This is a genomic window from Streptomyces sp. NPDC046349 (assembly GCF_055587885.1).
Map to the genome: position 1 here is coordinate 133195 of NZ_JBVJFK010000006.1, position 26323 is coordinate 159517.

Sequence of the window (26323 nt, forward strand, 5' to 3'; positions counted from 1 at the left end):
CCGCCGTGCTCCGATCCTGCCGCGCCCGCGGCCGGGTGGGCAGTCACCGGCCGGGGGCGGTGGGGCCGCGGGGGTGAAGGCCCCGGGCGCGCGGGAACGTGTACCGGCCCGCCCCCCTACGCGTATCGCTCCCGCAGTTTGTATTTGAGGACCTTGCGCAGGGCCTCGTTGCGGGGGAGGGCTTCCAGGAGTTCGAGTTGTTCCGGGAGTTTGTGGGTGGCCAGGCCTTCTGCGCGGAGGTGGGACGTGAGTTGGGAGAGGGTCAGGGAGGGAGCTCCGGGGGGTTGTTCGACGACGGCGCAGACGCGTTCGCCGCGGGTCTGGTCGGGGAGGCCGATGACGGCGACGTCCGCGATGCCCGGGAGGCGGTGGATGAGGTCTTCGATCTCCTTGGCGGAGATGTTCTCGCCTTTGCGGATGATGACGTCCTTGCTGCGGCCGGTGAGGACCAGGTAGCCGTCCGGGGTGAGGTGGCCGAGGTCTCCGGTGATCAGGTAGCCGTCGGGGTCGAAGACCTCGGCGGACTCGCCGCGGCTCAGGTAGCCCTGGCAGACCGCTTCGCCGCGCAGGCGCACCTCTCCGTCGGTGCCCGGGGGGAGGGGGGTGCCGTCGGGGGTGGTGATGCGGATGGACATGCCTGCCGGGGGGCGGCCTTCGGTGGTGGCGAGGTTTTCGGGGGTGTCGTCGGGGGAGCCCATGGTGATCATGGGGACTTCGGTCATGCCGTATCCGTGGGTGAGCTGGCAGCCGAGTTCGCGGACCACGGCGTGGTAGATCTCCGGCGGTTTGGGGGCGCCGCCGCCTGCGAGGAGGCGGAGGGTGGGGATGAGGGGGGTCTCGGGGGCTTTGCGCTGTTCGGTGAGGAACATGGAGTAGAAGGCTGTAGAGCCGCCGGCGACGGTGACCCCGTGGCGGCGGTAGCCGTCGAGGGCGTCGGGCATGGCGAACTTCTCGAAGAGGACCGCGGGGAAGCCGTAGAGCAGGAGCATCACGGTGTAGTCCGGTCCGGCTATGTGCGCGAAGGGGAAGGCCATGGAGCCTACGTCGGACGGGGTCAGGTGCAGGGCGTGCGCGAGGCATGAGCCGCCGGCGATGAGGGACCGGTCGGTGTGCAGGACGCCCTTGGGGTCGGACGTGGTGCCTGAGGTCCAGTAGATCCAGCGGACGTCGGTGCCGTTGGCGGGCGGCGGGGGCAGTACGGCCGGATCGCCGTCGGGGAGGGAGTCGTAGGCCTGGAAGACGCCGCGGGCGCCGAGGCGCCGAGCCATGGCGGGGTAGTCGTGGCCGCGCCACGTTCCGGGGATCGCGAAGAAGTCGGCCTTGGCCTCGCGGAGCGCGAAGCCGACCTCGCGGTCGCGGTAGAAGGGGATGACGGGGGTCTGGACGGCGCCGATCCGGGCGAGGGCGATGGTGAGCAGTACGGTCTCGATGCGGGTGGGGAGCTGCCAGGCGACGACGGTGCCGGGGCGTACGCCCATGTCGTGGAGGCCCGCGGCGACGCGTTCGGAGCGGTCGCGCAGTTCCGCGAAGGTGAGGCTCCGGTCGTCGGCGCTGTCTTCGGCCGCTTCGATGAGGACGGTGGTGTCCGGGGTGAGTACCGCCCGGCGGGTGACGAGTTCCCACAGGGTGCGGGAGCGGCTCAGTTCTGTCGCGGTTGCGGTGTCCGTCATCCGGACCTCCCCCTAGCCGTTGCTGACGGATAGTCAGATCAAGCGCAGAGCGTAGGGCGCATGCGCTTGTCGGTCCAGGGGTGGCGGGGCTAGCTTGTTTCTGACGATCCATCAGATCGGTCGTCTACCGGCACCGGATTGGCACCGGATTGGGGAGCCCATGGAACTGCCTCGGATCATCAGCGTCGACGACCATGTGATCGAGCCCGCCCACCTGTTCGACGTCTGGCTGCCCGCCAAGTACCGCGACCGCGGGCCCAAGGCACTCACGGCCGGCATCGGCGAGCTGCAGTACACGGGCGGCAAGTACGTGATCTCCATGGACCCGGACGGACCTCCGACCGACTGGTGGATCTACGAGGACCTGAAGTTCCCGTACAAGCGCAACATCGCCGCCGTCGGCTTCGACCGCGACGACATGACGCTGGAGGGGATCACCCGCGAGGAGATGCGCCAGGGGTGCTGGGACCCGAAGGCGCGCCTCGCCGACATGGACCTCAACCACGTCGAGGCCTCCCTGTGCTTCCCGACCTTCCCGCGCTTTTGCGGGCAGACCTTCGCCGAGGCGCGCGACAAGGAGGTGGCCCTCGCCTGCGTGCGCGCCTACAACGACTGGATGGTCGAGGAGTGGTGCGGCGACAGCGGCGGCCGGCTGATCCCGCTGTGCATCATCCCGCTGTGGGACATCGACCTGGCGGTGGCCGAGATCCGGCGCAACGCCGCCCGCGGGGTGCGTGCGGTGACCTTCTCCGAGATTCCGACCTACCTGGGACTGCCGTCGATCCACTCCGGCTACTGGGACCCCTTCTTCGCCGTCTGCCAGGACACCGGCACGGTGGTCAACATGCACATCGGGTCCAGCTCGCAGATGCCCGCCGCGTCCCCGGACGCGCCGCCCGCCGTCCAGGCGTCGCTCAGCTTCAACAACGCCATGGCCTCGATGATGGACTTCCTCTTCAGCGGCGTGCTGGTGAAGTTCCCGGCGCTCAAGCTGGCCTACAGCGAGGGCCAGATGGGCTGGATCCCGTACGCCCTGGAGCGCGCCGACGACGTGTGGCAGGAGCACCGGGCGTGGGGCGGGGTGCGCGACCTGATCCCCGAGCCGCCGTCGACGTACTACTACCGGCAGATGTTCTGCTGCTTCTTCCGCGACAAGCACGGGATCGCCTCGCTCGACGTCGTCGGCCGGGACAACGCGACCTTCGAGACCGACTACCCGCACGTCGACTCCACCTTCCCGCACACCAAGGAGGTCGCCCTCGACCACGTGCAGGGGCTGGACGAGGAGACCGTCTACAAGCTGATGCGCGGCAACGCCATCCGCATGCTCGGCCTGGACCTGGACAAGGGCCGCTGATGGACCTGACTTACACCGAGCAGGAGCAGGACTTCCGGGCGCGGCTGCGCGAGTGGCTCCACAAGGCGCTGCCCGAGCTGCCCGCCCGGCCGTCCCCCGACGACTGGCCGGGCCGCCGCGCCTACGACCTGGGCTGGCAGCGCCGGCTGTACGAGGCCGGTTACGCGGGTCTGCACTGGCCGGTGGACGCGGGCGGCCGCGGTGCCACCCCCACCCAGCACCTGATCTTCCTGGAGGAGACGGAGCGCGCCGGGGCCCCGTACGTGGGCGCGAACTTCGTCGGGCTGCTGCACGCCGGCCCGACGATCGCCGCCGAGGGCACGGCCTGGCAGCGGGCGCGCTGGCTGCCGCCCGTACTGCGCGGCGACGAGGTGTGGTGCCAGGGTTTCAGCGAGCCGGACGCGGGCTCCGACCTGGCCGCCCTGCGCACGCGCGCGGTCCGGGACGGCGACGACTACGTCGTCACCGGTTCGAAGATCTGGACCTCCCACGCGGAGGTCGCCGACTGGTGCGAGCTGCTGGTGCGCACGGATCCCGGGGCGCCCAAGCACCGTGGCATCTCCTGGCTTGCCATGCCGATGGACGCGCCCGGGGTGACGGTGAGGCCGCTGCGCACGCTCGCCGGGTCGACGGAGTTCGCCGAGGTGTTCCTCGACGAGGTGCGGGTCCCGGTCGGCAACCGGGTGGGCGCGGAGAACGACGGCTGGCGGGTCACCATGGTCACCCTGTCCTTCGAGCGGGGCACCGCGTTCGTCGGCGAGGTCGTCGCGTGCCGCAGGACCCTGGGAGAACTGGCCCGGACGGCGAAGGCGAACGGACGCTGGGACGACCCGGCCGTGCGGCGCCGGCTGGGCCGGCTGTACGGGGAGTTCGGTGCGCTGTGGCGGCTGACCCAGTGGAACGTCAGCGAGTCCGAGCGCTCCGGCGGGGTGCCCGGCATCGGCGGTTCGGTCTTCAAACTCGCCTACTCGCACGCCCGCCAGGAGCTGTACGACGTGGCGGCCGAGGTCCTGGGGGCGTCGTCGCTGTCCCTGGACGAGGAGTGGGTCCAGGGCCGGCTCTCCTCCCTCTCGTACACGATCGCGGCGGGCACCTCGCAGATCCAGCGGAACATCGTCGCCGAGCGCATCCTCGGCCTCCCGAAGGGCCGGTGAGGGGCATGGACTTCCAGCCGACGCAGGACCAGCGGGACCTGCGGTCGGGCGTACGGGGCCTGCTGGAGGCCCGGTACGGGCGCGGGGCGCTGCGTGCAGCGGTCGACGCGGGCGCGGGCGCGGCCGTGGACCGAGCGCTGTGGCGGGAGCTGGGGGAGGCGGGCTTCTTCGCGCTGCGGCTTCCGGAGTCCGAGGGCGGCGTCGGGCTGGGGCTGCCGGAGGCGGTGCTCGCCTTCGAGGAGGCCGGTCGGGCCCTGGTGCCGGGGCCGCTGGTGGCGACGCACCTGGCGGCCGGGATGGTGCCGGGGGCTGCGGCGGGCGCGGCGGTCGTGACCGCTTTCGACCTGCGCGGGGACCTCGTCGCGTACCTGGGGGAGGCGGACGCGGTGCTGGGGTCGGACGTGCTTCCGCACGGAGCGCCGGTGCGCGCGGCGGACCCGCTGACGCCGCTGTACCGGGTGGTGCGGCCGGCCGCCGCCGACGGGTGCGCGAACGGGTCGGCGTACGGCTGCGCCTACGTGTCGGAGGGGGCGCTGCTGACGGCCGCGCTCCAGGTCGGGAGCGCGCTGCGGACCGTGGAGCTGGCGGTGCGGTACGCGGGGGAGCGGGAGCAGTTCGGGCAGCCGATCGGGGCGTTCCAGGCGGTCAAGCACCTGTGCGCGCAGATGCTGGTGCGGGCGGAGGTGGCCCGTACGGCGGTGTACGCGGCGGCGGTGACGGGGGATCCGGGGGAGTCGGCGGGGGCGAAGCTGCTGGCGGACGAGGCCGCCGTGCGCAATGCGCGGGACTGCCTGCAGGTGCACGGCGGGATGGGCTTCACGTGGGAGGCGGACGTGCACCTGCACCTGAAGAGGGCCTGGGTGCGGGCCGAGCAGTGGCGGACGGCGGCGGAGGCGGAGGAGCTGCTGGCGGCGGAGCTGCTGGGTTCGGCGGAGTAGCAGCGTGTGACGGATCGGCTGGGAAGGGTAAGGAAGGGTGCGGGGGCAACGACGCGGGACGCATGTCCGATTACGGAGAGTTGATATCGGTTTGTGTCCTTCGCCCGCCGCATTACGGCCAGGATGCGGGGACCTGCTCCGGTACGCTCCGACGAATGCGAGCGGTTGAGCGGCGTGAGCGTCGCACAGTATGCACCACGCCTACTTCATCGCGCGGGAATATGCCCGAAGCGCTTGTTGTGGTGACTGTATGTGAACCATGCTGCTACGCAAGGGGATCACGGCCGGTGATCCCATCCTGTCGCGAGGCGAAGTGTCCGCCGGTTCGGATGGTGTGAGCGGTGCAGGTGCTTCAGGTTCAGCTGGAGGTAGGCGCGGACCCGGCCGAGGTCGGCCGGGCCCGTCGTTGGGCGCGGTCGCGGCTGGCGGGGTCCGGCATAGGGGACGACGAACCGCTCGCCGAGACACTGATCCTGCTGATCTCCGAACTGGTCACCAACGCGGTCGTGCACACGGGCTGTCCGGCCGTGCTGCGCATGCTGTTCGGGGGGCCGGGAGTGCGGGTCGAGGTGGCCGACGCCAGCGACCGGGCGCCGGCCCGCCGGCAGGCCTGCGGCGAGGACACGGGCGGGCGCGGCCTGGAGTTGGTGGACGGCCTGGCGGACCGGTGGGGCTGGCAGCGCGAGGGTGCGGGCAAGCGGATCTGGTGCGAGATCGACCGGGCGCGGAAGGCGGAGGCGGACGCCGCGACGAGCGGTGCCTCGGCCGAGGCGGGCTCGTGCTGTCCGTCGGAAGTTCACCCTCCGCTGCGGGAACCGCGCGTGTACCTCTAACGAGGTGTTGACGGTTCGTCACCTGTTGATCACCCTGGTGTGGAGCGATTCGACGCGAGGGGACGCCAAGGACACGCCTTGACGAGTGCGGGTCGCGGGGTGGCGGCCGCCGTGCCGCGCTCGGGGCGTGCATGCGCGCCGCCGCCACCCGCAGCACACCGCGGCGCGCTCCGCGGCCCGGCGGTCGGGCGGCGGAGCGCGGCGGGCGCCGGGGCGGAGGTCAGCCGTCGGTGCAGATCACGTCATAGGGACGGCCCACCGAGATGGTCAGACGGATCGGGTCCGTGGTGCCCGAGGGGCACTCTTCCTTCGTCTTGACCAGGCCGAGGACCTTGAGTGCGCCCGAGCCGCCGCAGGGGACTTCCTTGGCCTGGGAGGTCACGCAGTCGCCCTTGACGAGCTGGCCGCCGCCGGCGCCCGCGTCGCCGGGGTGGTCGTTGGACAGGTTGCGGCCGCAGACGGTGTTGGTGGGGATGCCGCTCGACTTGCCGCCGTTGTAGGAGATGCTGACCTCGATCATCACGTCGGTGCCCGCCGGGCACTGGATGGAGCCCGGCAGGATGCTGGCCTCCTTGATGTCGATGGCCTTGAAGGAGGCCCCGGAGTCGGAGCAGCCCGTCCGCTTGTACGCTTCGGCGCCCTTGGAGGGGTCGGGCCCGCCGCAGTCGCCGACCTTCCAGGCGCTGGAGGTGTCGGAGGAGGACTCGGGGGAGCCGGGGTCCTTGGCCGTGGGCTTGGCCGACGGCGTCGCGGAGGTGGAGGTGGAGGTGGACGTCTTGCCCTTGTCCTCGCCCAGCACCTTGGAGGCGCCGTAGGCGCCGACGACGACCAGGGCGACGACCAGGAAGGTGACGAACTTGTTGTTGCCGCGCCGCGGCGGGGTTCCCGGGGTGAAGGGCGGCGGTGGCGGGGGCGGGGACGCCTGGTACGGGTTGGACATGCGCTTCTCCTGTGCTGAGGGTGGTGAGGAGCGGGGGGTGACGCGAGAACGGTGACGCGTCATGGACACAACATGGTTCCACCCCGTGCGGGGCCCGGGCCGCCGGGGTGCCGCCGCCCCCGCCGCCTGCGCGGTGGCGTCTCAGAGGATGGCCACCGGAGCCACGGGGGTGCCGGTGCCGCCCACGAAGGGCTCGGGCATGGCGGACAGGAGGAAGGCGTACCGGTCTTCTTCTGCACAGGCTGTGGACAGTTTTTCGAGGTCCCAGTTCTGGCCCTGGTGCATGCCCATCTCCACCAGGTCGAGGGCGTGGACGGGCAGCCACAGGTTCTCGATCTCCGGCGGGAAGATCTCGAAGGTCAGGGTGTCGTTCGCGACGGCGGCCACGTCCCGCGCGTGGAACCACTCCGGCGTACGGACGGACAGCCCGGGGGAGGGGAAGCCGTAGCCGTGCCTGTCGCCCGCCAGGTAGACCTGGATCTGGCCGGTGCGGACCAGGACGATGTCGCCGCGACGGACCGTGACCCGGCCGAACTCCTCGGCCTCCGCCAGGTCCGCCGGTGTCACCGCGTGGCCGCCCGGCAGCCGGTCGAGGCCCTTGGCGCGGGCCACGTCGAGGAGCACCCCGCGCGAGACGATGGGGCCGGCCTTGTCGATGCCGCTGAATTCGGCCCGGCCGTGCGCCGTGATGGTGCCCGCTGGGCGGCCGTTGTAGATCCTGCCCGAGTGCGAGACGTGGGTGAGGGCGTCCCAGTGGGTGCCCGCCTGCAGGCCCATGCTGACGGCGTCGTCGCTGCAGGCCACCGTGCCCGGGCCGAAGAGCTCCTGGTTGATCTGCACCATCGTGTGCAGCGGATTGATCCGGCCGGGGATCATGCCGACCTGGACGCCGTCCTCCTTGAGGGGCAGCGCCAGGGGGACGCGGCGGCCCGTGCGAATCTCCGCCGCGGCACCCCGGACGACCTCGTCGGTGACCAGGTTCAGGGTGCCGATCTCGTCGTCGGCGCCCCAGCGCCCCCAGTTGTTGACGCGCTTGGCGATGTCGTGGAACTCGGCGGGCAGGGTCATGCGTCGACAGCTCCTTGCGTGAATGCGGCAACGAGGGCTTGTGCGCGTGTATCCGGCTACCCATAGAATCTAACGGTCCGTCAGAAACCGCGGGAAGGGGCCGGACGTGGGGAACTTCTTGGCAGGCAGGGTCGTCGCCGTCACCGGCGCCGGCCGGGGCATCGGACGGGCCGTGGCACTCGCCGCGGCCGCCGAGGGCGCCAAGGTCGTCGTCAACGACTACGGCGTCGGCATCGAGGGCTCGGAACCCACCAGCGAGATCGCCGACGGCGTCGTGAAGGAGATCCAGGCCGCCGGCGGGGAGGCCGTCGCCGTCGCCGACGACATCTCCACCATGGCGGGCGGCCGGCGCATCGTCGACACCGCGCTCGCGCAGTACGGACGCATCGACGGGGTCGTCTGCGTGGCCGGCATCCTGCGCGAACGGATGCTGTTCAACATGTCCGAAGAGGAATGGGACCCGGTGGTCGCCACCCACCTCAAGGGCACCTTCACCGTCTTCCGCGCCGCCTCCGCCGTCATGCGCCGCCAGGGGTCGGGCACCCTGATCGGCTTCACCAGCGGCAACCACCAGGGCTCGGTCGCCCAGGCCAACTACAGCGCCGCCAAGGGCGGGATCATCTCCCTCGTCCGCTCCGCCGCGCTGGGCCTCGCCAAGTACGGCGTCACCGCCAACGCCGTCGCACCCGTCGCCCGCACCCGCATGTCCGCGAACGTGCCCATGGAGCTCAAGGAGATCGGCGAACCCGAGGACGTCGCTGCCCTGGTCACCTACCTGCTCTCCGACAAGGCCGTCGCCGTCGGCGGCGAACGCATCACCGGGCAGGTCTACACGATCGCCGGCCCGAAGATCGCCGTCTGGGCGCAGCCGCGCGAGCTGCGCGCCGGATACGCCGAGGGCTCCTGGACCCCGGAGAAGATCGCCGACTTCCTGCCCGGGACGGTCGGGACCGACCCGATGCCGATGCTGGCGCAGCTGGAGGCCATGGCCAAGGCGGCGGCCGCCAAGGACCGCCCCAACACCTGACGGGGCGCGCCATGGATTTCGGCTTCGGGGCCGAGGACGAGGAGCTGCGCGCACAGGCCCGGGCATGGCTGGCGGAGCACCTCGTGGGCCCGTACGAGCACGCCGTCGGCCTCGGCGGCCCGGGCAGCGAGCACGAGGGTGTCGAGGCCCGGCGCGACTGGGAGCGGGAGCTCGGCCGCGGCGGCTGGATCGGCCAGGGCTGGGACGCGCCGGAAGGCGCCTACGGGCAGCGGCGGCTCTCGCTGACCGGGCAGGTGGTGTGGGCCGAGGAGTACGCGGCCGTGCGCGCCCCCGGCCGGGTCGGCCACATCGGCGAGAACCTCCTCGCGCCCACATTGATCGCCTACGGCAGCCCGGAGCAGCAGCACCGCTTCCTGCCGGCCATCGCGTGCGGCGAGGAGCTGTGGTGCCAGGGCTACAGCGAGCCGGGCGCCGGCTCCGACCTCGCGGGCATCCGTACCGCGGCCGTGCGCGACGGCTCCGACGGGCTCTTCCGCGTCACCGGGCAGAAGATCTGGACCTCCCTGGCCGGAGAGGCCGACTGGTGCTTCGTCCTGGCCCGCACCGAGCCCGGATCGAAGCGCCACCGCGGCCTGTCCTTCCTGCTCGTACGCATGGACCAGCCCGGCCGGGTGGAGGTCCGGCCGATCCGCCAGATGTCGGGGACCGCGGAGTTCAACGAGGTGTTCTTCGACGGGGCGGTGGCCGCGGAGGTCGTCGGCGCGGAGGGCGGCGGCTGGACCGTGGCCATGGGCCTGCTCGCCCTCGAGCGGGGCGTGTCCACCCTGGTCCAGCAGATCGGCTTCGCGGCCGAGCTGGAACGCGTCCTCGGCCTGTACGCGTCCTCGGGCAAGGCCGACCCGGTGGTCCGCGACCGCCTCGTACGGCAGTGGGCCGAGCTGCGCACCATGCGGTGGAACGCGCTGCGGACGCTGGGTGCGCAGGGCGATCCGGGTGCGCCGAGCGTGGCCAAGCTGCTGTGGGGCGGCTGGCACCGCAGGCTCGGGGAGCTGGCGGTGGAGGTCCGGGGAGCGGCGGCCGCGGCCGGGCCGGGCACGTGGTCGCCGGAGCTCCCGTACCAGCTCGGACTCGACGAGGAGCAGCGCCTCTTCCTGTTCACCCGCGCCGACACGATCTACGGCGGTTCGGACGAGATCCAGCGCAACATCATCGCCGAGCGCGTGCTCGGCCTGCCTAAGGAGTCCAGGTGAGAGGCGTCGTGTTCGACGGCAAGCAGGCCCAGGTGGTCGACGACCTGGAGATCCGGGCACCGGGGCCGGGGGAGGTGCTCGTCGCGATCGGTGCGGCCGGGCTCTGCCACAGCGACCTGTCGGTGATGGACGGGACGATCCCGTTCCCGCGGCCGGTGGTGTTGGGGCACGAGGGCGCGGGCGTCGTGGAGGCCGTCGGCGAGGGCGTCACGCACGTGGCGCCCGGCGACCACGTGTCGCTGTCCACGCTGGCCAACTGCGGTGCGTGCGCGGACTGCGACCGGGGGCGTCCGACGATGTGCCGCAAGGCGATCGGGATGCCCGGGCAGCCGTTCTCGCGGGGCGGCAGTCCCCTCTTCCAGTTCGCCTCCAACTCCGCCTTCGCGGAGAAGACGATCGTCAGGGCCGTGCAGGCGGTGAAGATCCCGGCCGACATCCCGCTGACGTCGGCGGCGCTCATCGGCTGCGGCGTCCTGACCGGGGTGGGGGCGGTCCTGAACCGGGCCCGTGTCGGCCACGGGGAGACGGTCGTCGTCATCGGCACCGGAGGCATCGGGCTCAACGTGCTCCAGGGCGCCCGGATCGCCGGGGCCGCGACGATCGTGGCGGTGGACGCGAACCCGGCGAAGGAGGCGGTGTCGCGGCAGTTCGGGGCGACGCACTTCATCGACGCGTCCGCGGCCGCCGACTCCTCGGCGGCGGTCCGCGAGATCCTGCCGACCGGTGCCGACCACGCCTTCGAGTGCGTGGGCAACGTCAAACTGATCCGGCAGGCCGTCGACCTCCTCGACCGGCACGGTCAGGCGGTGCTGCTCGGAGTGCCCGGCTTCAAGGAGGAGGCGTCCTTCCTCGTCTCGTCCATGTACCTCGACAAGGCGATCATGGGCTGCCGGTACGGGTCCTCGCGCCCCCAGCGCGACATCGCCCTGTACGCGGAGCTCTACCGGCAGGGCCGGCTGCTGCTGGACGAGTTGGTGACGGAGGTGTACCCGGTCGAGGACTTCGCCAAGGCCGTCGACGACGCCCACCACGGGCGGGTGGCGCGCGGAGTGCTCACCTTCTGAACCGCCGGTCGCGGTGGCTGCCGGTCCGCCCTCCGGGACGGACCGGCAGTCGGCGTTCTGCCGCCGGTGCCCGTCAGTCGGCGAGGCGGCCGAAGCGGCCCTTGTGGAAGAGGAGCGGATCGCCCTCCCCGGCCGCGCCCATGGCCACGACCCGGCCCACGACGATGAGGTGGTCGCCACCCGTGTGGACGGCGTGGATCCGGCAGTCGATCCATGCGGGCACGGCGTCGAGCTGCGGGGACCCGGTGACGGGGGCCGGGGTGTGGGCGACGCCCGCGAACTTGTCGGCGCCGCTGACGGCGAAGGACCGGCACAGCTCGCCCTGTTCGGCTCCGAGGATGTTGACGCAGAACACCCCGGCGCGGGCGATCCGCGGCCAGGTGGTCGACGTACGGGCCACCATGAAGGTGACCAGGGGAGGGTCCAGGGACAGCGAGGCGAAGGACTGGCAGGCGAAGCCGGCCGGCCCGGCCCCGGCCCCGTCCCCTTCCGCGTCCGAGCCGGGCGGCGCGGTGATGACCGTGACACCGCTGGCGAAGTTCCCCAGCACTGCCCGGAATTCGGCGGGCCCGACCGGCGCGCGCTCGTCCTCGCCGACAGCCCGCAGATCGGGACGTGGCAGGGCGTCGACGGACTCGGCTTCCCGCTGCGCCGAGGCGGAGGTGGGGGAGCCGACTGACCTGAGGTATCGGACGACGGTGGCCGCCATCCCTGCATGTCCCATCACACCTCCGATTGAAGCTGACGGTACGTCAGATTGGAAGCCCGGTGCGGGCGGCACCCGGGCGTGGCGGGCCGCCGGCCACCGGTGCGTCGGCGGACAGGGGTGGACAAGGCCGTTTCCCGATGGGAGGGCCGGGACGGCGTCCGGGGAGGATGGCCGGGACGGAGGACCCCGGCGCTGTTCCGGTTCTTCGGCGACCCGACAGCGGCACACGCGGCTCCTGCGCCCCCGCACGCCGGCGACGCACCCGCACGGGTGAAACCGGACCGGCCGGCGGCTCCGCGGGCCCGGGTGGGGGAGGAGGCTCGGCATCGTGGCTGCGACCCCTACAGCCGCCGTACCCCGGAGGGCACATGCTCGGCACCGACTTCCACACCGGATCACCCAACTGGCTCGACCTCGGCAGCCCCGACACCGGCGCGGCCGCCGCGTTCTACGGGGCCGTCTTCGGCTGGGAGTTCGTCTCCGCCGGACCCGAGGCCGGCGGATACGGCTTCTTCCGGCAGGACGGCAAGACCGTCGCCGCCCTCGGACCGCTCACCGAGGAAGGCGCCCGCCCGGCCTGGATGCACCACTTCATGACCCCCGACATCCAGGCCACCGCCGAGGCCGTCCGGGCCGGCGGCGGGAAGGTACGCATGGAGCCCATGGACGTCATGGGGGAGGGGTGGCTGGCGCAGTTCACCGACCCGCAGGGCGCCGAGTTCGCCTGCTGGCAGCCCGGGAACACCGCCGGGTTCGGGATCGCCTCCGCCGAGAACACGCTGGTCTGGGCGGAACTCCACGTCCCCGACCCGGTCGCCGACATCGCCTTCTACGCCGGGCTGTTCGGTTGGCGGCACGCCGAGATGCAGGTGCCCGGGATGACGTACCGGGTCCTGAGCACCGCCGACGGCGACCAGGAGGACGCCTCCTTCGGCGGCGTCGCACCGCTCGGCGAAGGCGCGGCCGGCAGCGAGGACGGGGACGGGGACGCGCGCTGGGTGCCCTACTTCCACGTCGGCGACGTCGACGCCACCATCGCCAGGGCCGAGGAGAACGGCGGGACCGTCCTCATGCCGGCCGCCGACGTGCCGGACGTCGGGCGGATCGGCTGGCTGGCGGACCCCTTCGGCGCGGTGTTCGCCCTGCTGAAGCCCGCCCCGCAGATGTAGGCCGAAGGCGGGAGACCCCGGCGCCGCTCAGCGGCCCAGGTACTTGGGAGTGCGCCGTTCCACGAAGCTCGCCACGCCCTCGTTCGCGTCGGCCGTGGTCATGTTGATCTCCTGGGCGGTGGCCTCGGCGGCCAGCGCGGCCGCCCGGTCGCCGTCCAGGGAAGCGTTGACCAGCTGTTTCGTCAGGGCGAGGGCCCGGGTCGGGCCCTGGGCGAGCCGCTCGGCCCACTCCCGCGCGGTCGCCTGGAGATCCTCGGCCCGAACCACCCTGTTGACCAGGCCGAGCCGCTCGGCCTCGGCCGCCGGGACGGCGTCGCCGAAGAACATCAGCTCCTTGGCCTTCTGCGGGCCGACCAGGCGGGGCAGCAGGTACGCGCCGCCCCCGTCCGGCACCAGGCCGCGGCGCACGAACACCTCGATGAAACGGGCCCCTTCGGCGGCGATCACCAGATCGCAGGCGAGGGCCAGGTGCGCACCGATGCCGGCGGCCGTGCCGTTGACGGCGGCGACGACCGGCTTCTCGCAGTCGAGCACCGCGGTGATCAGGCGCTGGGCGCCGAGGCGGATCATGCGGGCCACGTCCCCCGCGACCCGGTCGCCGGCGGCGGGGGCGCCCCGCAGATCGGCGCCCGCGCAGAAGCCCTTGCCGGTGGCGGTCAGGACCACCGCCCGGACGGCGGGGTCGGCGGAGGCCTCGGCGCACAGCGCGATGACACGTTCGCGCTGGGCCCACGTGACGGCGTTCATCGCCTCGGGGCGGTTGAGGGTGATCCAGGAGACGTTGTTCTCGGTGCGATGGAGGACGTCGTCCTCGGGGGCGCGTGTCATGCGGGTACTCCCGTCGGGGGCGGTCTGGTGCGGGGTGCGGCGCGCGGGTGCGGGGGCGCTGCCCCCCGCACCCCCGCGCCTCGGACGCCGGCCGGCCGGGGATCTCCGGCGCGTCCGGCGTTCGGGACCGGGACCGGGCGGGCCCGGCGGCCGAGGAGGCGGCGCCCCGGGTCAACGGCAGACGGCGAGGGCGTCCAGGGCGACCGCGCCCTGGCCTCGGGGGAGGACCATCAGGGGGTTGATGTCCAGCTCGGCGAGTTCCCCGCCGAACTCCAGGGCCATCCGCTGGATTCGCAGGATGACCTCCACCAGCGCGTCCACGTCGGCCGGCGGCGCGCCCCGTACGCCCTCCAGGAGGGCGTGGCCGCGCAGCTCCGTGAGCATCGCCCGGGCCTGGTCCTCGCCGAACGGCGGGACGCGGACCGCCGCGTCGTGCAGGACCTCGACGAGGACGCCGCCCAGCCCGACGGTGACGGTCGGGCCGAAGAGGTCGTCCTGGGTGACCCCGACGACCATCTCCACGCCCCGTTCCACCATCTGGCAGACCAGGATCCCGTCGAGCGGGACGTTCTCGTAGCGGGCGATGTCGGTCAGCTCCCGGTACGCGTCGCGGATCTGGCTCGCGGAGGTCAGGCCGATCTTCACCAGGCCGAGCTCGGTCTTGTGGCCGAGCTGCGGACCGGAGGCCTTCATCACCACCGGGTAGCCGACCAGCCCGGCCGCGCGGACCGCCGCCGCCGCGCTCGTCACCAGCTGCTCGCGGGGCACGCGTATCCCGTAGGCGCGCAGGAGTTGCTTCGCGGCGTGCTCGCTGAGCTGCTGTCCCGGCCGCATGAGGGCCTGGGCCTTGCGGTACGAGGGCGACGGCGTGCGGGGTGCGTCCTCGAAGGGGGAGCGGTAGCGGGCGGTGAAGCGGTGGTGGCCGAGGTAGGCGCGTACGGCGGTGATGCAGTTGCCGAAGGTACGGAAGGTGGCCACGCGGGAGGAGCCGAGGAGGGTGGTGCGGTAGGCGTCCTCGGTGCCGACCGGGGAGCCCCAGATCACGCAGACCAGCTTGTCGGTCTGCTCGGCGGCGTCCACGAGGTCCTGGGCGAGCCTGTCGCTCATCGGGGGGAAGGGGCCGGTGATCGGGCAGATGAGGACCCCCACCGACGGGTCGGCGAGGATCGCGTCGATGATCTTCCGGCCGCGCCAGTCGCCGACGGGGTGGCCGCCGTTGTCGACGGGGTTGGCGACGTTCAGGTACGGCGGGATCCACTGGTGGAGTTCGTCCTGCTTGGCCGGCGAGAGGGTGGGCAGCGGCAGGCCCGCCTCGGTGGCCAGATCGGAGAAGTGGGCGCCGGTGCCACCGGAGATGGAGTACACGACGACGCCGTCGGCCTGGGGCCGGCGGGCCCGCGCGAGAAGGGCGGCCGTGTCCTGGAGCTCGTCCAGGCCGTCGACGCGGATCACGCCGAACTGGCGCATGGCGGCGTCCACGACGGTGTCGGCGCCGGTCAGCTTCCCGGTGTGGGAGGCGGCCATGCGGGCGCCGGTCTCGGTGCGGCCGACCTTGACGGCGACGACGGGGACGCCGTTGCGGGCGGCCCGGTCGGCGGCCAGGAGGAAGGACCGGCCGTCCTTGAGGCCCTCCACGTAGCAGGCGATGGCGCCGACCTCGGGCTGCTCGGCGAAGTAGGAGATGAAGTCGGACGTCTCCAGGTCGGCCTCGTTGCCGGTGGGCGCCCAGTGGGACAGCCGGATGCCCAGTTCCTGCAGGGTGTAGACCGGCCGACCCTGGTGGCCGGACTGGGTGATCAGTGCGATCGCCGGGCCGTCGAGGTCGTCACGGAACGCCTCGAAGGCGTTGAGGTTGGTGTTGGGGCCCAGCAGGCGCAGCCCGGAGCGCCGGACCGCGGCGGCGAGGCGTTCCTGCGCGGCGGCTCCGGCGCCGCCGGTCTCCGCGAAGCCGGAGGCGAAGACGACGGCGAACTTCACCTTGGTGTCGGCGAGTTCCTCGATGACGGGCAGCGGGTCGGAGACCAGCAGCACGGCGAGGTCCACCTGTTCGGGCAGGTCGGCGACGGAGGCGTGGCAGGCCAGTCCGAAGACGGTGGGGCGGGTGGGGTGCACGGGGTGGATCCGGGCGCCGACGCGGTCCGCCCAGGCGATGAGCTGGCGGGTGATGCCGGTGTTGGGTCTGCCCTCGGCGTCGGAGGCGCCGATGACCGCCACGGACTCGGGCCGGAAGAACCGGTCCAGGTCGGGCACATCGGTGTGCAGCGGCCGTCCGCTGACGTCCACGGGGATCGCGTCGTCGGCGGAGGGCGCCGCCGACGAATGGACGGCCGTCCTGGGGGTCTCCCCGCAGGCCTCGACCCGTGCGCGGAAGTCGGTGGTGAGGGTGCCGTGAGTAGATCCAAGCATCGTTCCGCCCGCTCCTGCTCGATGAACCTCGATGGAACAACCCGATAACTGACGTGTAGTCAGATTACTGAACTGACGTGGCGTCAGGAACAGGGCTGCGCAGGAAAGCTGGTGGAGGTGATGTGGTGAACGGTGACAGATTCCCGAGGAGCGGGTCCAGAGTGCACTTCCGGCCGAGATCACCCCGTCCGCGGTACGGGGCCGGCGTGCTCGTCGCCCGCGGCTCTGGACGTTCGCCCGTCGCGGTGTGATCATCGGCCACATGACTGCTGTCCGAAAGGCCCGTGCCGCGTAGGCGCCCGAGCGCGGTGCGCACACGACTGGCCCTGCCGCGAACCGCGTACACGAGTGCCGGGCACTGTGGGTTCCACCGGCCTTCCAGGCCGTGGCCCACCCGGATCGACCGGCTTTCCTCCCGGACGGTCGCCGCGATCCACCGCGAGGAGTGCCGGCGACCGTACGACGAAGGGCTCTGGCCCGGGGCGACGGCGACGGCCCTCGCGACCTGCCGTTCCTTCCTCGCCCTTCCGGGCCGCTGGCTGTACCTGCGGCGGGACTACTGCGGCTGCGAGCAGTGCGACCTCCGCAACGACATCGCCGTGGCCCGGGACCTCCTCGAACTGGTCGTGCGCAGGCTTCCGCCCTGGCCGCGCCGGGAACTGCAGGCCCTGCTGGCGGGACTGGACGAGGAGCTGTGGCGCCGCACCGTGCCCGACCCGTTCGCGCACCGGCAGCCGCACCGCGGGGGAGCCTGGTGGCGCCGGCGCCTCTACGACCTGGACCATCTGCTGTGACGTGTCCCGGGTCCCGGCGGCCCCCGGCCAGGGGCGGGCGAGGGGTCAGCGGGCCGCTCGCCGGGCCACCGCCTTGGCGATCTTCTCCGCGTCCAGGGCCATCTCCCGGAACATCCCGCTGATGGGGTTGGTGAAGCCGGTGAAATACAGGCCGTCGGCCTGCGCGGCGGTGCGGGCGCCGTGCATACGGGGCCGGCCGCGCTCGTCCAGCACGCCGAGGTGGCCGACCAGCCCCTCCAGGCGCCGGTGGTACCCGGTGGCGGCGACCACCGCGTCAGGGGCGATGCGCGAGCCGTCGGCGAGGACCACCTCCGACCCGTCGAAGGACTCCACGGCGGCCACCGGCTCCACGGTGCCGGAGCGCACCGCATCGATCAGGCCCACGTCCTGGACCGGGATCGCCCCCTGCTTGACCCGGCTGTACAGGCCGGTGGCGGGGCGCGGGAGCCCGTACGCCGACAGGTCCGGGACGGACGCCCGGGCCACGAGCGCGCCCAGCCGGTCCACGAGCCGTACCGGCAGCCGCCGGACGAGGATCCCGCTGCGCTGGGCCGGCCAGCCGGCCGTGGAGCGGCGCATGATGTGCGGGGCGGTGCGCACGGCGAGCCGTACCCGGGCCGCGCCGCCCGTGGCGAGGTCGACGGCTATCTCGGCGCCGGTGTTGCCGACGCCGACGACGAGGACGTCCTGGCCCGCGTACGGCTCGGGGTTGCGGTAGTCGGCGGCGTGCAACAGCCGGCCGCCGTACGACTCCCGGCCCGGCCAGTCGGGCAGCCTCGGCGTGTGGTTGAAGCCGGTGGCCACGACTACGGCCGCGGCGGTCAGCACCCGCCCGCCGCTGGCGTGCAGGGTCCAGCCGCCCTCTTCCCCGGGGCCGGGTTCGATCCGGGTCACCTCGACGCCGGTGACGAGTTCCAGCTCATGGAACTCGGCGTACTTCTCCAGGTAGCGCACGACGTCGTCGCGGGAGACCCAGCGTCCGAACCGGCGCGGCATCGCCAGGCCCGGGAGGGCGGACAGCCGACGTGTGGTGTGCAGGTGCAGCCGGTCGTAGTGGCTGCGCCAGGACGCGCCGACGGTGTCGGACTTCTCCACGACCACGGCGCGGACCCCGCGTGAGCGCAGCGCGGCGGCCGCGGCGAGGCCGCCGGGACCGGCCCCGATGACGTACACGGGGCGGGGCTGGGTGGTCATGTCGACTGATGGTGCGGGTACTGCGGGCATGAGGTGTGATCGTATCGCCACGCTGGGTTGATGGGTCTCGGACGAGGAGGGAATCGATTGCGGATCGGTCACGGGTGCGGTGGGGGACCGCGGGGGATTTCCGCTCCACCGGTCCCCGCGGAGCCGGTCCGTCGGGGCCGAGGCCTTGCGGGATCGGCCCGGATCCGCTGAACTGACGTACCGTCAGATCAAGGGTGAGGAGAGGTGGGGCTGCCGATGCAGACCATCTGGCTCAGCGGGGCCGAATGGCTCGCCGTGCTCCGGATAGGCCTCGGCCTGTGGTGGCTGGAGAGCTGGCGGCACAAGGACAAGAAGGGCTGGTTCGACCGCGGCACCGGCATCGCGTGGGCCGCCGACGTCGCGCACAAGCACCGCTGGACCTTCGTCAAGGGCGGTTTCGAGCTGGTCGTCGCACCCCGGCCGAGACTGATTGCGTACATCGTCGTCTACGCGGAACTCGCCCTCGGGCTGGGCCTGGTCTTCGGCCTCCTGACCCCGGTCGCCCTGATCGGCGGACTCCTGCTGAACCTCCTCTACCTCGTGCTGATGATCCACGACTGGGCGGAGCAGGGGCAGAACGCGATGATGGCGCTCATCTCACTCGTCGCGCTGCTCGCCATGTCCTGGCAGACCTGGTCCCTCGACGCGGCGATCGGACTGTTCCTGTGAGCGGCCCCGGCGGCCCCGGCGGCACGGATGGCACGGGCGGCCCCGGCGGCACGGGCGGCACGGGCGGCCCCGGCGGCACGGTGCGCCACGACCTCCCCGAGACGGACGACTTCACCCGCCCCTACTGGGACGCGGCGGCGCAGGGCCGGCTCCTGCTGCGACGGTGCGGCGACTGCGGCCGCGCACACCACTACCCGCGCGAGTTCTGCCCGCACTGCTGGGCCGGCGAGGACCGGGTGACCTGGGAGGCCGCGAGCGGCCTGGCCAGCCTCTACACGTGGTCGGTGATCCACCGCAACGACCTCCCGCCGTTCGGCACGCGCGTCCCCTACACGGCCGCCGTCGTCGACCTGGTCGAGGGCCCGCGGATGATGACCGAGGTGGTCGAATGCGAGGCGGCCGACCTGCGCATCGGCATGCCCCTGACGGCCACCTTCCGCGAGCGGGCCGACGGCGTGTGGGTGGCACTCTTCCGGCCCGATCAGGGCCAGAGCAGCTCGCGCACCCAGGAGCCGCCGACGGCGCGCCGGTAGCGCAATCGGGTGTGCCGACGGGCGGCGTCCCCCTGGAAGAACTCCACCTCGGCGGGAGCCAGTACGTACCGCGTCCAGGTCGGAGCCGGCGCGTCCGGCTCCGATCCGGCCCGCTCCCAGGCGGCAGCCGAAGCCCGCCCCAGCTCTTCCACGGAGCCCAGCACCTCGCTCTGCCTGCCCGTGAGCGCGGCCGCCAGCGCACCGCGCGAACGGACCGCCAAGTCCGCCCGGCTCTCCTCCGGGCCGCACGCGGTGACCGCGCCCCGGACCCGGACCTGCCGGGCAACCGACGGCCAGTAGAACCCGAGCGCCGCCTCCGGCCGCGCCGCCAGCTGCACGCCCTTGGCGCTCGTGGCGTGCGAGGCGAAGTGCCAGCCCCGCGCGTCGACGTCGTGCAGCATCAGAGTCCGTACGTCGGGCCGCCCGTCGCCGTCCACCGTGGCCAGGCTCATCGTGTGCGGCTCCGGCTGCCCGGCCCGGGCCGCGTGCACGAACCACTCCCGGAACAGCGCCACCGGCTCGGCGGGCGCCGCCCCCGTGTCGAACCCGGGCAGCGGCGAGTCCCACACGCGCAGAGCGTGCAGCACCGAACGGAACTCCTCACTGCCGACCCCGTCATCGGTCCGTCCGCCGGATTCACCGGCGGACCCGTCACTGACCTCGTCGCTGAATTCGCTGCTCATGGCGCCCAGGCTATGCGCGACCGGGCGGCTGGGCGGCGGGGCGGCGGGGTCACTCGGCGGCGGGGTCGGAAGGCCGGCGGCGAGCCGACGGGAGCCGCCGCCCCGTCCGCCACCGGCCGGGACGGCTCGAACATGCCGGTCCCGGCAACGAGCCCCCTCGGGAAGCTTGCCGTACCGGCCCCCCACGACCGTCCGTACGGCCCCGGCGTCACCGCTACGGTCCAGGCCGGTGGCGGCGGCCCGGTCTCCCACCGTGCAGGAGGACGGCCCCCAGCAGGTGCAGGTCCGCGATCGGGGGACCGGTACCGCCGCCGCGGCGGCTGCGCCGCTCCGGCGCACCCTCGCCCCGCCGGTGGCGAGCACCGCCCCGGCACCGCGGGTACACACCGCCGGGACATCGGTGTGGCGCAGGCCACACGCATCGGCCGCTCGGTTTTCCTTCCGTCGCCGGTCATACCTACGACGACACCGCAACCAAGGAGACATGCCATGGCCGACGCCGTGAAGGGCCCCGCCAGCTACTTCCCGTCGATCGAGAAGAAGTACGGCCGACCGATCGCCGAGTGGAGGGACCTCATCAAGTCCTCGCCGCTGACCAAGCACATGGAACTCGTCGCCTGGCTCAAGACGGAACACGGCCTGGGCCACGGCCACGCCAACGCCCTCGTGGCCTACACGCTGGCGGAGGCCGAGTAGACGCGCCGACGGCCGCCGTGTCGGGGTTCCGGCGGGGCGGGGTGCCGCGCGGGGTGGACGGGGGTCCGGCGAGGCGGGAGCGGGAGGCGGGGGTGGGGTGTGAAGGCGCGGGGTGGCTTCGGGGGCGGGATTCGGGCGGAGAGACGATGGGACGGACGGGGAACCCCCGGCACATCCCTGATACCGCTCCGCGTGGACCCTGTCCCCGGAGTCGCCCCGTCGCTCCTCCTGCCCCGATCCCGAGCCCGATCCTTCCCCTTTTCCCTTCCCTACCCCTGCCCTACCCCCGACCGAGCAGGATCGTCCCCGAGGAGCAGAACCAGCCGCCCGTGCCCGACGTGAGGGCTACCTCCGGGAGGCGGCCGCCGGGTTTGGTGACCTGGCCCGCCCCTGCCTCGCCGCGCAGCTGGCGGACCGCCTCGACCAGCAGGAACAGGCCGCGCATGCCCGGGTGGCAGGCCGACAGGCCGCCTCCGTCCGTGTTGACCGGGAGTTCCCCGTCGCGCAGCAGGCGGCCCTTCTCCACGAAGGCCCCGCCCTCGCCCTTCGGGCAGAACCCGAGGTCTTCCAAGGTCACCAGCGTCATGTAGGTGAAAGCGTCGTAGATCTCCGCGACGTCGACGTCCGCGGGGGTGAGGCCCGCCTGCTCGAATGCGATGCGGCCCGAAACGGCCGCGGGGGAGACGGTGAAGTCCTCCCACTCCGACATGGTGGTGTGGGAGACGGAGGTGCCCGCCCCCAGGATCCACACGGGCGTCTTCGCGGTGTCGGGTACGTGGTCCTCCGCTGCCAGGAGCACCGCGCAGCCGCCGTCCGAGCGGATGCAGCAGTGCAGCTTCGTGAAGGGGTCGGCGATCATCTCGCCGGACAGGACGTCCTCGACGGTGATCGGGGCGCGGTACATCGCGTCGGGGTTGGTCGCCGCGTTGGCCCGGGCCTGTACGGCGACCGAGGCGAGCTGTTCCAGGGTCGTTCCGTACTGGTGCATGTGGCGGCGGGCGGCCATGGCGTACTTGGAGATCAGCGTGTGGCCGTAGGGGACCTCGAACTGCAGCGGTCCCCGCGCCCCGAAGGACAGGTTCGACGTGCGGCGCCGGGCCTTGATGTCGGCGCGGGCCGTGGAGCCGTAGACCAGCAGGACGGCATTGGCGTGTCCGGCGGCGATCGCGTCCGCCGCGTGTGCGGCCATGACCTCCCAGGTCGAGCCGCCCACGGAGGTGGAGTCGACCCAGGTGGGACGCAGGCCGAGGTACTCGGCCACCTCGACCGGGGCGAGCGTGCCGAGGCCGGCCGAGGCGAAGCCGTCGATGACGGAACGGCCGAGGCCTGAGTCGGCCAGGGCGCGTCGGGCGGCCTGTGCGTGCAGGGCGTAGGGGGTGGGGCCGTCCACCCGGCCGCAGTCCGAGAGGGCGACGCCGACCACCGCGACCCGCCGGCGGGGGCGTGTGGTGCTTCCAGGTGTGAGTCCAGGCATGCAAGGACGGTACATCTGACGTATCGTCAGATACCAGGCTCCGACGCCGACTCCCCGGCGCCGGGCCGGACCCCCGGCCCGATCGTCAGGCCCTGATGGCAGGACCCGCTGCCGGGCGAGGCTGCCGGCCTGAGTCCAGCCTCCGCTCCCCGAACCTCCGGCCCCCTCCTGTCCGCCTCCGGCAACCCGCCCCCGTCGGCCCCTGTGCATCTGTCGTCCGCCGCCCTAACATGACGGCCCGTCAGAAACGCCCCCGGCTGCCGCTGGGAGGTGCCCTCGGGAGGAGCCCGACGATGGATGCCGCCTTCACCGCGGAGCAGGACGAGATACGGCGCACCCTGCGCGAGATCCTGGGCAAGCGCTGCGGCCCCGACGAGGTCAAGGCCGCGGTCCGTACCGCCGACGGGTACGACCGTGAGCTGTGGCAGCAGCTCTCCCGGCAGCTCGGGCTGCCGGGCATCGCCGTCGCCGAGGAGTACGGCGGGGTCGGCTGCGGTCCCGCCGATCTGGCGCTGGCCTGCGAGGAGGCCGGGCGGGTGCTGCTGCCTTCGCCTCTGCTGGCCACCGCCGCGCTGTGCGTGCCCCTGATCACCGCCCTCGGCACCGACGCCCAGCGCTCCGCGCTGCTCCCGCTGCTGGCGTCGGGCGGGCTGACCGCCGCCCTCGCCGTCCCCGGCCCGGCGCTGGCCACCGCCCTCGCGCTGACCGGCGAGGACGCCGCGGGCCAGTGGTCCGGCGGCGGGCGGGCCGGCGGGGTCCAGGCCCGCGCCGACGGCGCCGGCGGCGGCTGGCGGCTGTACGGGGAGGCCGCCCAGGTGCTCGACGGCCACAGCGCCCCGCTCCTGCTGGTCGCCGCGCACGCCGGCGGCTTCGCGCGCAGCCGCACGCTGCTGTTCCTCGTACGGGAGGGCGCGCCCGGCCTCGTACGGTCCCGGCAGGCCGTGCTCGACGAGACCCGCCCGCAGGCCCGAGTCCAACTGCGGGACGTGCCAGCGGAGTTGCTCGGGCGGCGGGGTGGGGCAGGTGAGGGGGCGGACGTGCTCGGGGCCCTCGCCGCCACTGGCCGCAGCGCTTCCGCCGTGCTCGCCGCCGAGGCGGTCGGGGCGGCCGGCCAGGTGCTCGCGCGCACCGTGGAGTACGTGTGCCGGCGCGAGCAGTTCGGCCGGGCGATCGGTTCCTTCCAGGCGGTCAAGCACCGGCTGGCCGACCTGTACGTGCAGGTGCAGGCGGCCCGCTCCGCGGCCTACTACGCCGCGTGGGACCCGGCCCAGGGCGGCCTCGCGCTCGCCCAGGCCCTGGAGGCGCTGCGTACGGCGGCGGGGGAGGCGATCCAGCTGCACGGCGGCATCGGCTTCACCTGGGAGCACGACGCGCACCTGTACTTCAAGCGGGCGGCCTCCGACGAGCTGCTGTTCGGCCCGGTGCACCGGCTGCGGGCGCACGCCGCAGACCGTGCGGGCCTGTTCGCGCCCGCAGCGGCGGCCTTGCCCGCACCCGTTTCCGCTGCCGCGGCTGCCGCCGCGTCCCCGCCCGCCCAAGAGAAGGTGGCCGTCTGATGGCTCGCGTGGCTCCCGGCGTCAAGCTGATGCAGAAGGTCTCCTCGACCATGCTCTTTGCCAAGATCGCACCGCACTTCATCCCTGCCGTGGACAAGGCGGTGCACAAGCTCACCCGCGGCAAGGTCATGCTGAGCGCGCAGATGCTGCCGGGCGTGATCCTCACCGCCAAGGGCGCCCGGACCGGTGAACCGCGCACCACGCCGCTCGCCTGCATGCCGGAGGACGGCGGGACGAGCTGGATCCTGATCGGGTCCAACTTCGGCCGCCCCGGGCACCCGGCATGGACCGGGAACCTGCTCAAGAATCCTGATGCAGAAGTGAGTTGGCAGGGTGAGGACGTAGCCGTACGGGCCCGGCTGCTGGCGGGTGAGGAGCGCGCGGCGGTGTGGCAGGCGGTGTTGGGGTTCTGGCCGCCGTACGCGACGTACCAGGCGCGCATCGAGCGCGAGATCAGGCTGTTCCGCCTGGAGCGTCGCTGATCCGGGGCGGATCGTGGTGTGGCGCCGGCACGGAGCCGGCCGGGGGTGGCGGACCCGGAGCGGGTCCGCCGTTACCTGGTCGGCTTCTTGCCCGTGATGCCGAGGTGGACGAGCAGGGCCAGGTTCGGCTTGAGCTCCGCCTGCTTGACGCCCCAGGTCTGGAAGCCCTTCTGGTGCGAGGCGACCGCGGCCAGCATCGCGACCAGGGAACCGGCCATCGCGGCGGGGCTGACGTCCTTGTCGACCTTGCCCTTGGCCTGGAGCTCCTTCACCGATTCCGTGAGGGAGTTGGTGACCGAATTCAGGATCTTCATGCGGATCTTGTAGAACCGCTTGTCGCCCTCGGCCGCACCGAGGTCGACCACGCGCAGGATCGCGTCGTTGCGACGCCAGAACTCCAGGAAGCCGTCGACGAGTTCCTCGGCGGCTGACCACCCGGACTTGCCCACCCAGGTCCGTCCCTCGACGAGGGACGTCAACTCTGCGCCCTCGGTGGCCATTTGCTCGGCGATCTCCAGGACGGCGCCCTCGACGTCCGGGAAGTACTGGTAGAAGGTCGCGGGGGAGGTACCGGCCTTGCGGGCGACGTCGATCACCTTGACGTCGCGGTACGGCGAGGAGCTGAGCATCTCGCTGAGGCAGTCGAGCAGCTTCTGCCGCGTCGCCTGGCCGCGCCGGCCGGCGACACGCCCGTCGACGGTGCGTACTTGTCCTGTCATGCCGTCAGCTTACCGAGGGGTGATCGGCGCGCTATTCGGCCGCCTGCAAATGGGGTTACTGGGTCCCTGGCCTGGGCGGGAGGCCGTCCCGGACGGTCGCGGAGGGGGATTTCCGGCCGGATGCGCCCCGTAGTCGCCCCGTAGTCACGGTCCGGGCGTGTCGCCCCGTTCCGCGAGCTTTCCCCCGAATAGTCTTATCAACAGGCTGTGGACAAGTTTTCGGGCGGATCATGGCTGGGAGAGGTGGGAGGGTACACACCCTCGCAGAACGGAAGGAACCGGGCCCATGGCCGCATTCGTGGAAGGCGCACCCTGCTGGGTGGACGCCTCGCTTCCGGACGTCGAGGCGGGCAAGCGTTTCTACGGCGAGCTCTTCGGGTGGACCTTCGCGGACAGCGCGGGCGCACAGTACGGCCACTACACGCAGGCCTACAGCCGGGGCCGCAACGTCGCCGCCCTCGCCCCCAAGCCCGACGGCCGGATGCCCACGGTATGGGGCGTCTACCTCTACACCAACGACGCCTACGCCTGCGCCCAGCGGATCCGCGCCGCCGGAGGCCAGATGGTGATGGACCCGATGCCGGTCGGCCCGTACGGCACGGCCGCGATGGCCGCCGATCCGGGCGGGGCCGTCTTCGGGCTGTGGCAGCCCGGCACCCACCACGGCTTCGAGGCCCAGCAGGAGCCGTTCACGTACTGCTGGAGCGAGGTCTACACCAGGGCCCGCGACGCCGTGGACGTCTTCTACGCGAAGGTCTTCGGCTACGTCCCGCAGGACCAGGACGACGCCGGCGTCGAATACCGCATCTGGTCGCCGCCCGGCAAGGCGCCCGGCACCGACACCGCCGTCCTGGGCCGCAGCCTGATCACCGACGCCTTCCCGGAGATCATGCCGGCGCACTTCCTCGTCTACTTCGCCGTTCCCGACTGCGACCGGTCGGTGGCGACCGTGCAGCAGCTCGGCGGCCGGGTCACCGCGGACCCCTTCGACACCCCCTACGGGCGCATCGCGGTGGTCGCGGACAATCAGGGGGCGGTCTTCGGGCTCCTGTCGGAACCCCGCACCGGGGCGGACGCCTAGGGCGCCGTGGACGGATCGCCGGGCAGATCACACCGCGC

At 72.7% G+C, this 26323-nt stretch carries 25 protein-coding genes; 15 read left to right on the forward strand and 10 right to left on the reverse strand.

The window, feature by feature from the left end:
* Positions 1 to 116 precede the first annotated feature (116 nt).
* Positions 117 to 1670, reverse strand: coding sequence for a class I adenylate-forming enzyme family protein (locus ACZ6JS_RS15945; protein WP_469298317.1), 1554 nt, complete (start codon positions 1668 to 1670; stop codon positions 117 to 119).
* Between the two features lie 160 nt (positions 1671 to 1830).
* Between ACZ6JS_RS15945 and ACZ6JS_RS15950 the strand changes: the two genes are divergently transcribed.
* The 4 genes from ACZ6JS_RS15950 to ACZ6JS_RS15965 all read left to right on the forward strand — a co-directional run bounded on the left by ACZ6JS_RS15950 (position 1831) and on the right by ACZ6JS_RS15965 (position 5952).
* Positions 1831 to 3027: an amidohydrolase family protein gene (locus tag ACZ6JS_RS15950; RefSeq protein ID WP_469298318.1), complete on the forward strand. Its 1197-nt coding sequence runs from the start codon at positions 1831 to 1833 to the stop codon at positions 3025 to 3027.
* Positions 3027 to 4181, forward strand: a complete 1155-nt coding sequence (locus ACZ6JS_RS15955) for an acyl-CoA dehydrogenase (protein WP_469298320.1) — start codon at positions 3027 to 3029, stop codon at positions 4179 to 4181. Before ACZ6JS_RS15950 ends, ACZ6JS_RS15955 begins: the two co-directional genes overlap by 1 nt.
* Positions 4182 to 4186: 5 nt before the next feature.
* Positions 4187 to 5119 carry an acyl-CoA dehydrogenase family protein gene (locus tag ACZ6JS_RS15960; RefSeq protein WP_469298321.1) on the forward strand — a complete coding sequence of 311 codons (933 nt, stop codon included), beginning with the start codon at positions 4187 to 4189 and terminating at the stop codon, positions 5117 to 5119.
* 341 nt (positions 5120 to 5460) lie between these two features.
* Positions 5461 to 5952 (forward strand): ATP-binding protein, encoded by a 492-nt coding sequence (locus tag ACZ6JS_RS15965; protein WP_469298323.1) that lies wholly within the window; start codon positions 5461 to 5463, stop codon positions 5950 to 5952.
* Between the two features lie 220 nt (positions 5953 to 6172).
* Here ACZ6JS_RS15965 and ACZ6JS_RS15970 read toward each other — a convergent pair whose 3' ends face one another.
* Both ACZ6JS_RS15970 and ACZ6JS_RS15975 read right to left on the reverse strand, forming a co-directional pair.
* Positions 6173 to 6892, reverse strand: a complete 720-nt coding sequence (locus ACZ6JS_RS15970) for a hypothetical protein (RefSeq protein WP_469298325.1) — start codon at positions 6890 to 6892, stop codon at positions 6173 to 6175.
* Positions 6893 to 7033: 141 nt separating this feature from the next.
* Positions 7034 to 7960 carry a cyclase family protein gene (locus ACZ6JS_RS15975; RefSeq protein ID WP_469298327.1) on the reverse strand — a complete coding sequence of 309 codons (927 nt, stop codon included), beginning with the start codon at positions 7958 to 7960 and terminating at the stop codon, positions 7034 to 7036.
* A 106-nt stretch (positions 7961 to 8066) separates the two neighbouring features.
* Here ACZ6JS_RS15975 and ACZ6JS_RS15980 point away from each other — a divergent pair, with 106 nt between their 5' ends.
* From ACZ6JS_RS15980 to ACZ6JS_RS15990, 3 genes are read left to right on the forward strand one after another with little or no spacing between them, the layout of a single operon-like run.
* Complete coding sequence (locus ACZ6JS_RS15980; RefSeq protein ID WP_469298328.1) at positions 8067 to 8987, forward strand: SDR family oxidoreductase; 921 nt, start codon at positions 8067 to 8069, stop codon at positions 8985 to 8987.
* An 11-nt stretch (positions 8988 to 8998) separates the two neighbouring features.
* Positions 8999 to 10198: an acyl-CoA dehydrogenase family protein gene (locus ACZ6JS_RS15985; protein WP_469298330.1), complete on the forward strand. Its 1200-nt coding sequence runs from the start codon at positions 8999 to 9001 to the stop codon at positions 10196 to 10198.
* Positions 10195 to 11262 (forward strand): Zn-dependent alcohol dehydrogenase, encoded by a 1068-nt coding sequence (locus tag ACZ6JS_RS15990; protein ID WP_469298332.1) that lies wholly within the window; start codon positions 10195 to 10197, stop codon positions 11260 to 11262. Before ACZ6JS_RS15985 ends, ACZ6JS_RS15990 begins: the two co-directional genes overlap by 4 nt.
* Before the next feature lie 73 nt (positions 11263 to 11335).
* Here ACZ6JS_RS15990 and ACZ6JS_RS15995 read toward each other — a convergent pair whose 3' ends face one another.
* Positions 11336 to 11986, reverse strand: a complete 651-nt coding sequence (locus ACZ6JS_RS15995) for a flavin reductase family protein (RefSeq protein ID WP_469298775.1) — start codon at positions 11984 to 11986, stop codon at positions 11336 to 11338.
* Between the two features lie 353 nt (positions 11987 to 12339).
* Here ACZ6JS_RS15995 and ACZ6JS_RS16000 point away from each other — a divergent pair, with 353 nt between their 5' ends.
* Positions 12340 to 13140 carry a VOC family protein gene (locus ACZ6JS_RS16000; RefSeq protein WP_469298334.1) on the forward strand — a complete coding sequence of 267 codons (801 nt, stop codon included), beginning with the start codon at positions 12340 to 12342 and terminating at the stop codon, positions 13138 to 13140.
* A 27-nt stretch (positions 13141 to 13167) separates the two neighbouring features.
* Here the strand turns inward: ACZ6JS_RS16000 and ACZ6JS_RS16005 are convergent, their stop codons facing one another.
* Both ACZ6JS_RS16005 and ACZ6JS_RS16010 read right to left on the reverse strand, forming a co-directional pair.
* Entirely contained in the window at positions 13168 to 13968 is an 801-nt protein-coding gene (locus ACZ6JS_RS16005; protein WP_469298336.1) for an enoyl-CoA hydratase/isomerase family protein, read from the reverse strand.
* A gap of 171 nt (positions 13969 to 14139) precedes the next feature.
* Positions 14140 to 16374: an acetate--CoA ligase family protein gene (locus ACZ6JS_RS16010; RefSeq protein ID WP_469298338.1), complete on the reverse strand. Its 2235-nt coding sequence runs from the start codon at positions 16372 to 16374 to the stop codon at positions 14140 to 14142.
* A 308-nt stretch (positions 16375 to 16682) separates the two neighbouring features.
* Between ACZ6JS_RS16010 and ACZ6JS_RS16015 the strand changes: the two genes are divergently transcribed.
* The gene (locus ACZ6JS_RS16015) at positions 16683 to 17168 is read left to right on the forward strand and encodes a hypothetical protein (protein ID WP_469298340.1); all 486 of its coding nucleotides are present in this window, start codon (positions 16683 to 16685) and stop codon (positions 17166 to 17168) included.
* A gap of 45 nt (positions 17169 to 17213) precedes the next feature.
* On the opposite strand, the gene ACZ6JS_RS16020 is transcribed toward ACZ6JS_RS16015, so the two are convergent.
* Positions 17214 to 18362, reverse strand: a complete 1149-nt coding sequence (locus tag ACZ6JS_RS16020; protein WP_469298341.1) for a flavin-containing monooxygenase — start codon at positions 18360 to 18362, stop codon at positions 17214 to 17216.
* Positions 18363 to 18608: 246 nt separating this feature from the next.
* Between ACZ6JS_RS16020 and ACZ6JS_RS16025 the strand changes: the two genes are divergently transcribed.
* Together ACZ6JS_RS16025 and ACZ6JS_RS16030 are read left to right on the forward strand one after the other, a co-directional pair.
* Positions 18609 to 19061 (forward strand): DoxX family protein, encoded by a 453-nt coding sequence (locus ACZ6JS_RS16025; protein ID WP_469298343.1) that lies wholly within the window; start codon positions 18609 to 18611, stop codon positions 19059 to 19061.
* Between the two features lie 80 nt (positions 19062 to 19141).
* Entirely contained in the window at positions 19142 to 19594 is a 453-nt protein-coding gene (locus tag ACZ6JS_RS16030; RefSeq protein ID WP_469298776.1) for a Zn-ribbon domain-containing OB-fold protein, read from the forward strand.
* Here the strand turns inward: ACZ6JS_RS16030 and ACZ6JS_RS16035 are convergent.
* A complete protein-coding gene (locus ACZ6JS_RS16035) occupies positions 19543 to 20277 on the reverse strand; it encodes a pyridoxine/pyridoxamine 5'-phosphate oxidase (protein WP_469298345.1) in 735 nt (244 codons plus the stop codon). The genes ACZ6JS_RS16030 and ACZ6JS_RS16035 overlap by 52 nt on opposite strands.
* A gap of 489 nt (positions 20278 to 20766) precedes the next feature.
* Between ACZ6JS_RS16035 and ACZ6JS_RS16040 the strand changes: the two genes are divergently transcribed.
* Complete coding sequence (locus ACZ6JS_RS16040) at positions 20767 to 20973, forward strand: DUF4287 domain-containing protein (RefSeq protein ID WP_469298348.1); 207 nt, start codon at positions 20767 to 20769, stop codon at positions 20971 to 20973.
* A gap of 280 nt (positions 20974 to 21253) precedes the next feature.
* Here the strand turns inward: ACZ6JS_RS16040 and ACZ6JS_RS16045 are convergent, their stop codons facing one another.
* Positions 21254 to 22447: a thiolase C-terminal domain-containing protein gene (locus ACZ6JS_RS16045; protein WP_469298350.1), complete on the reverse strand. Its 1194-nt coding sequence runs from the start codon at positions 22445 to 22447 to the stop codon at positions 21254 to 21256.
* 293 nt (positions 22448 to 22740) lie between these two features.
* Between ACZ6JS_RS16045 and ACZ6JS_RS16050 the strand changes: the two genes are divergently transcribed.
* Both ACZ6JS_RS16050 and ACZ6JS_RS16055 read left to right on the forward strand, forming a co-directional pair.
* Positions 22741 to 24003, forward strand: coding sequence for an acyl-CoA dehydrogenase family protein (locus ACZ6JS_RS16050; RefSeq protein WP_469298352.1), 1263 nt, complete (start codon positions 22741 to 22743; stop codon positions 24001 to 24003).
* Positions 24003 to 24485 (forward strand): nitroreductase family deazaflavin-dependent oxidoreductase, encoded by a 483-nt coding sequence (locus ACZ6JS_RS16055; RefSeq protein WP_469298353.1) that lies wholly within the window; start codon positions 24003 to 24005, stop codon positions 24483 to 24485. Before ACZ6JS_RS16050 ends, ACZ6JS_RS16055 begins: the two co-directional genes overlap by 1 nt.
* A gap of 71 nt (positions 24486 to 24556) precedes the next feature.
* On the opposite strand, the gene ACZ6JS_RS16060 is transcribed toward ACZ6JS_RS16055, so the two are convergent.
* Positions 24557 to 25204, reverse strand: a complete 648-nt coding sequence (locus ACZ6JS_RS16060; RefSeq protein ID WP_469298355.1) for a TetR family transcriptional regulator — start codon at positions 25202 to 25204, stop codon at positions 24557 to 24559.
* 286 nt (positions 25205 to 25490) lie between these two features.
* On the opposite strand from ACZ6JS_RS16060, the gene ACZ6JS_RS16065 reads away from it, so the two are divergent.
* Positions 25491 to 26285 (forward strand): VOC family protein, encoded by a 795-nt coding sequence (locus ACZ6JS_RS16065; RefSeq protein ID WP_469298356.1) that lies wholly within the window; start codon positions 25491 to 25493, stop codon positions 26283 to 26285.
* Positions 26286 to 26323 lie beyond the last annotated feature (38 nt).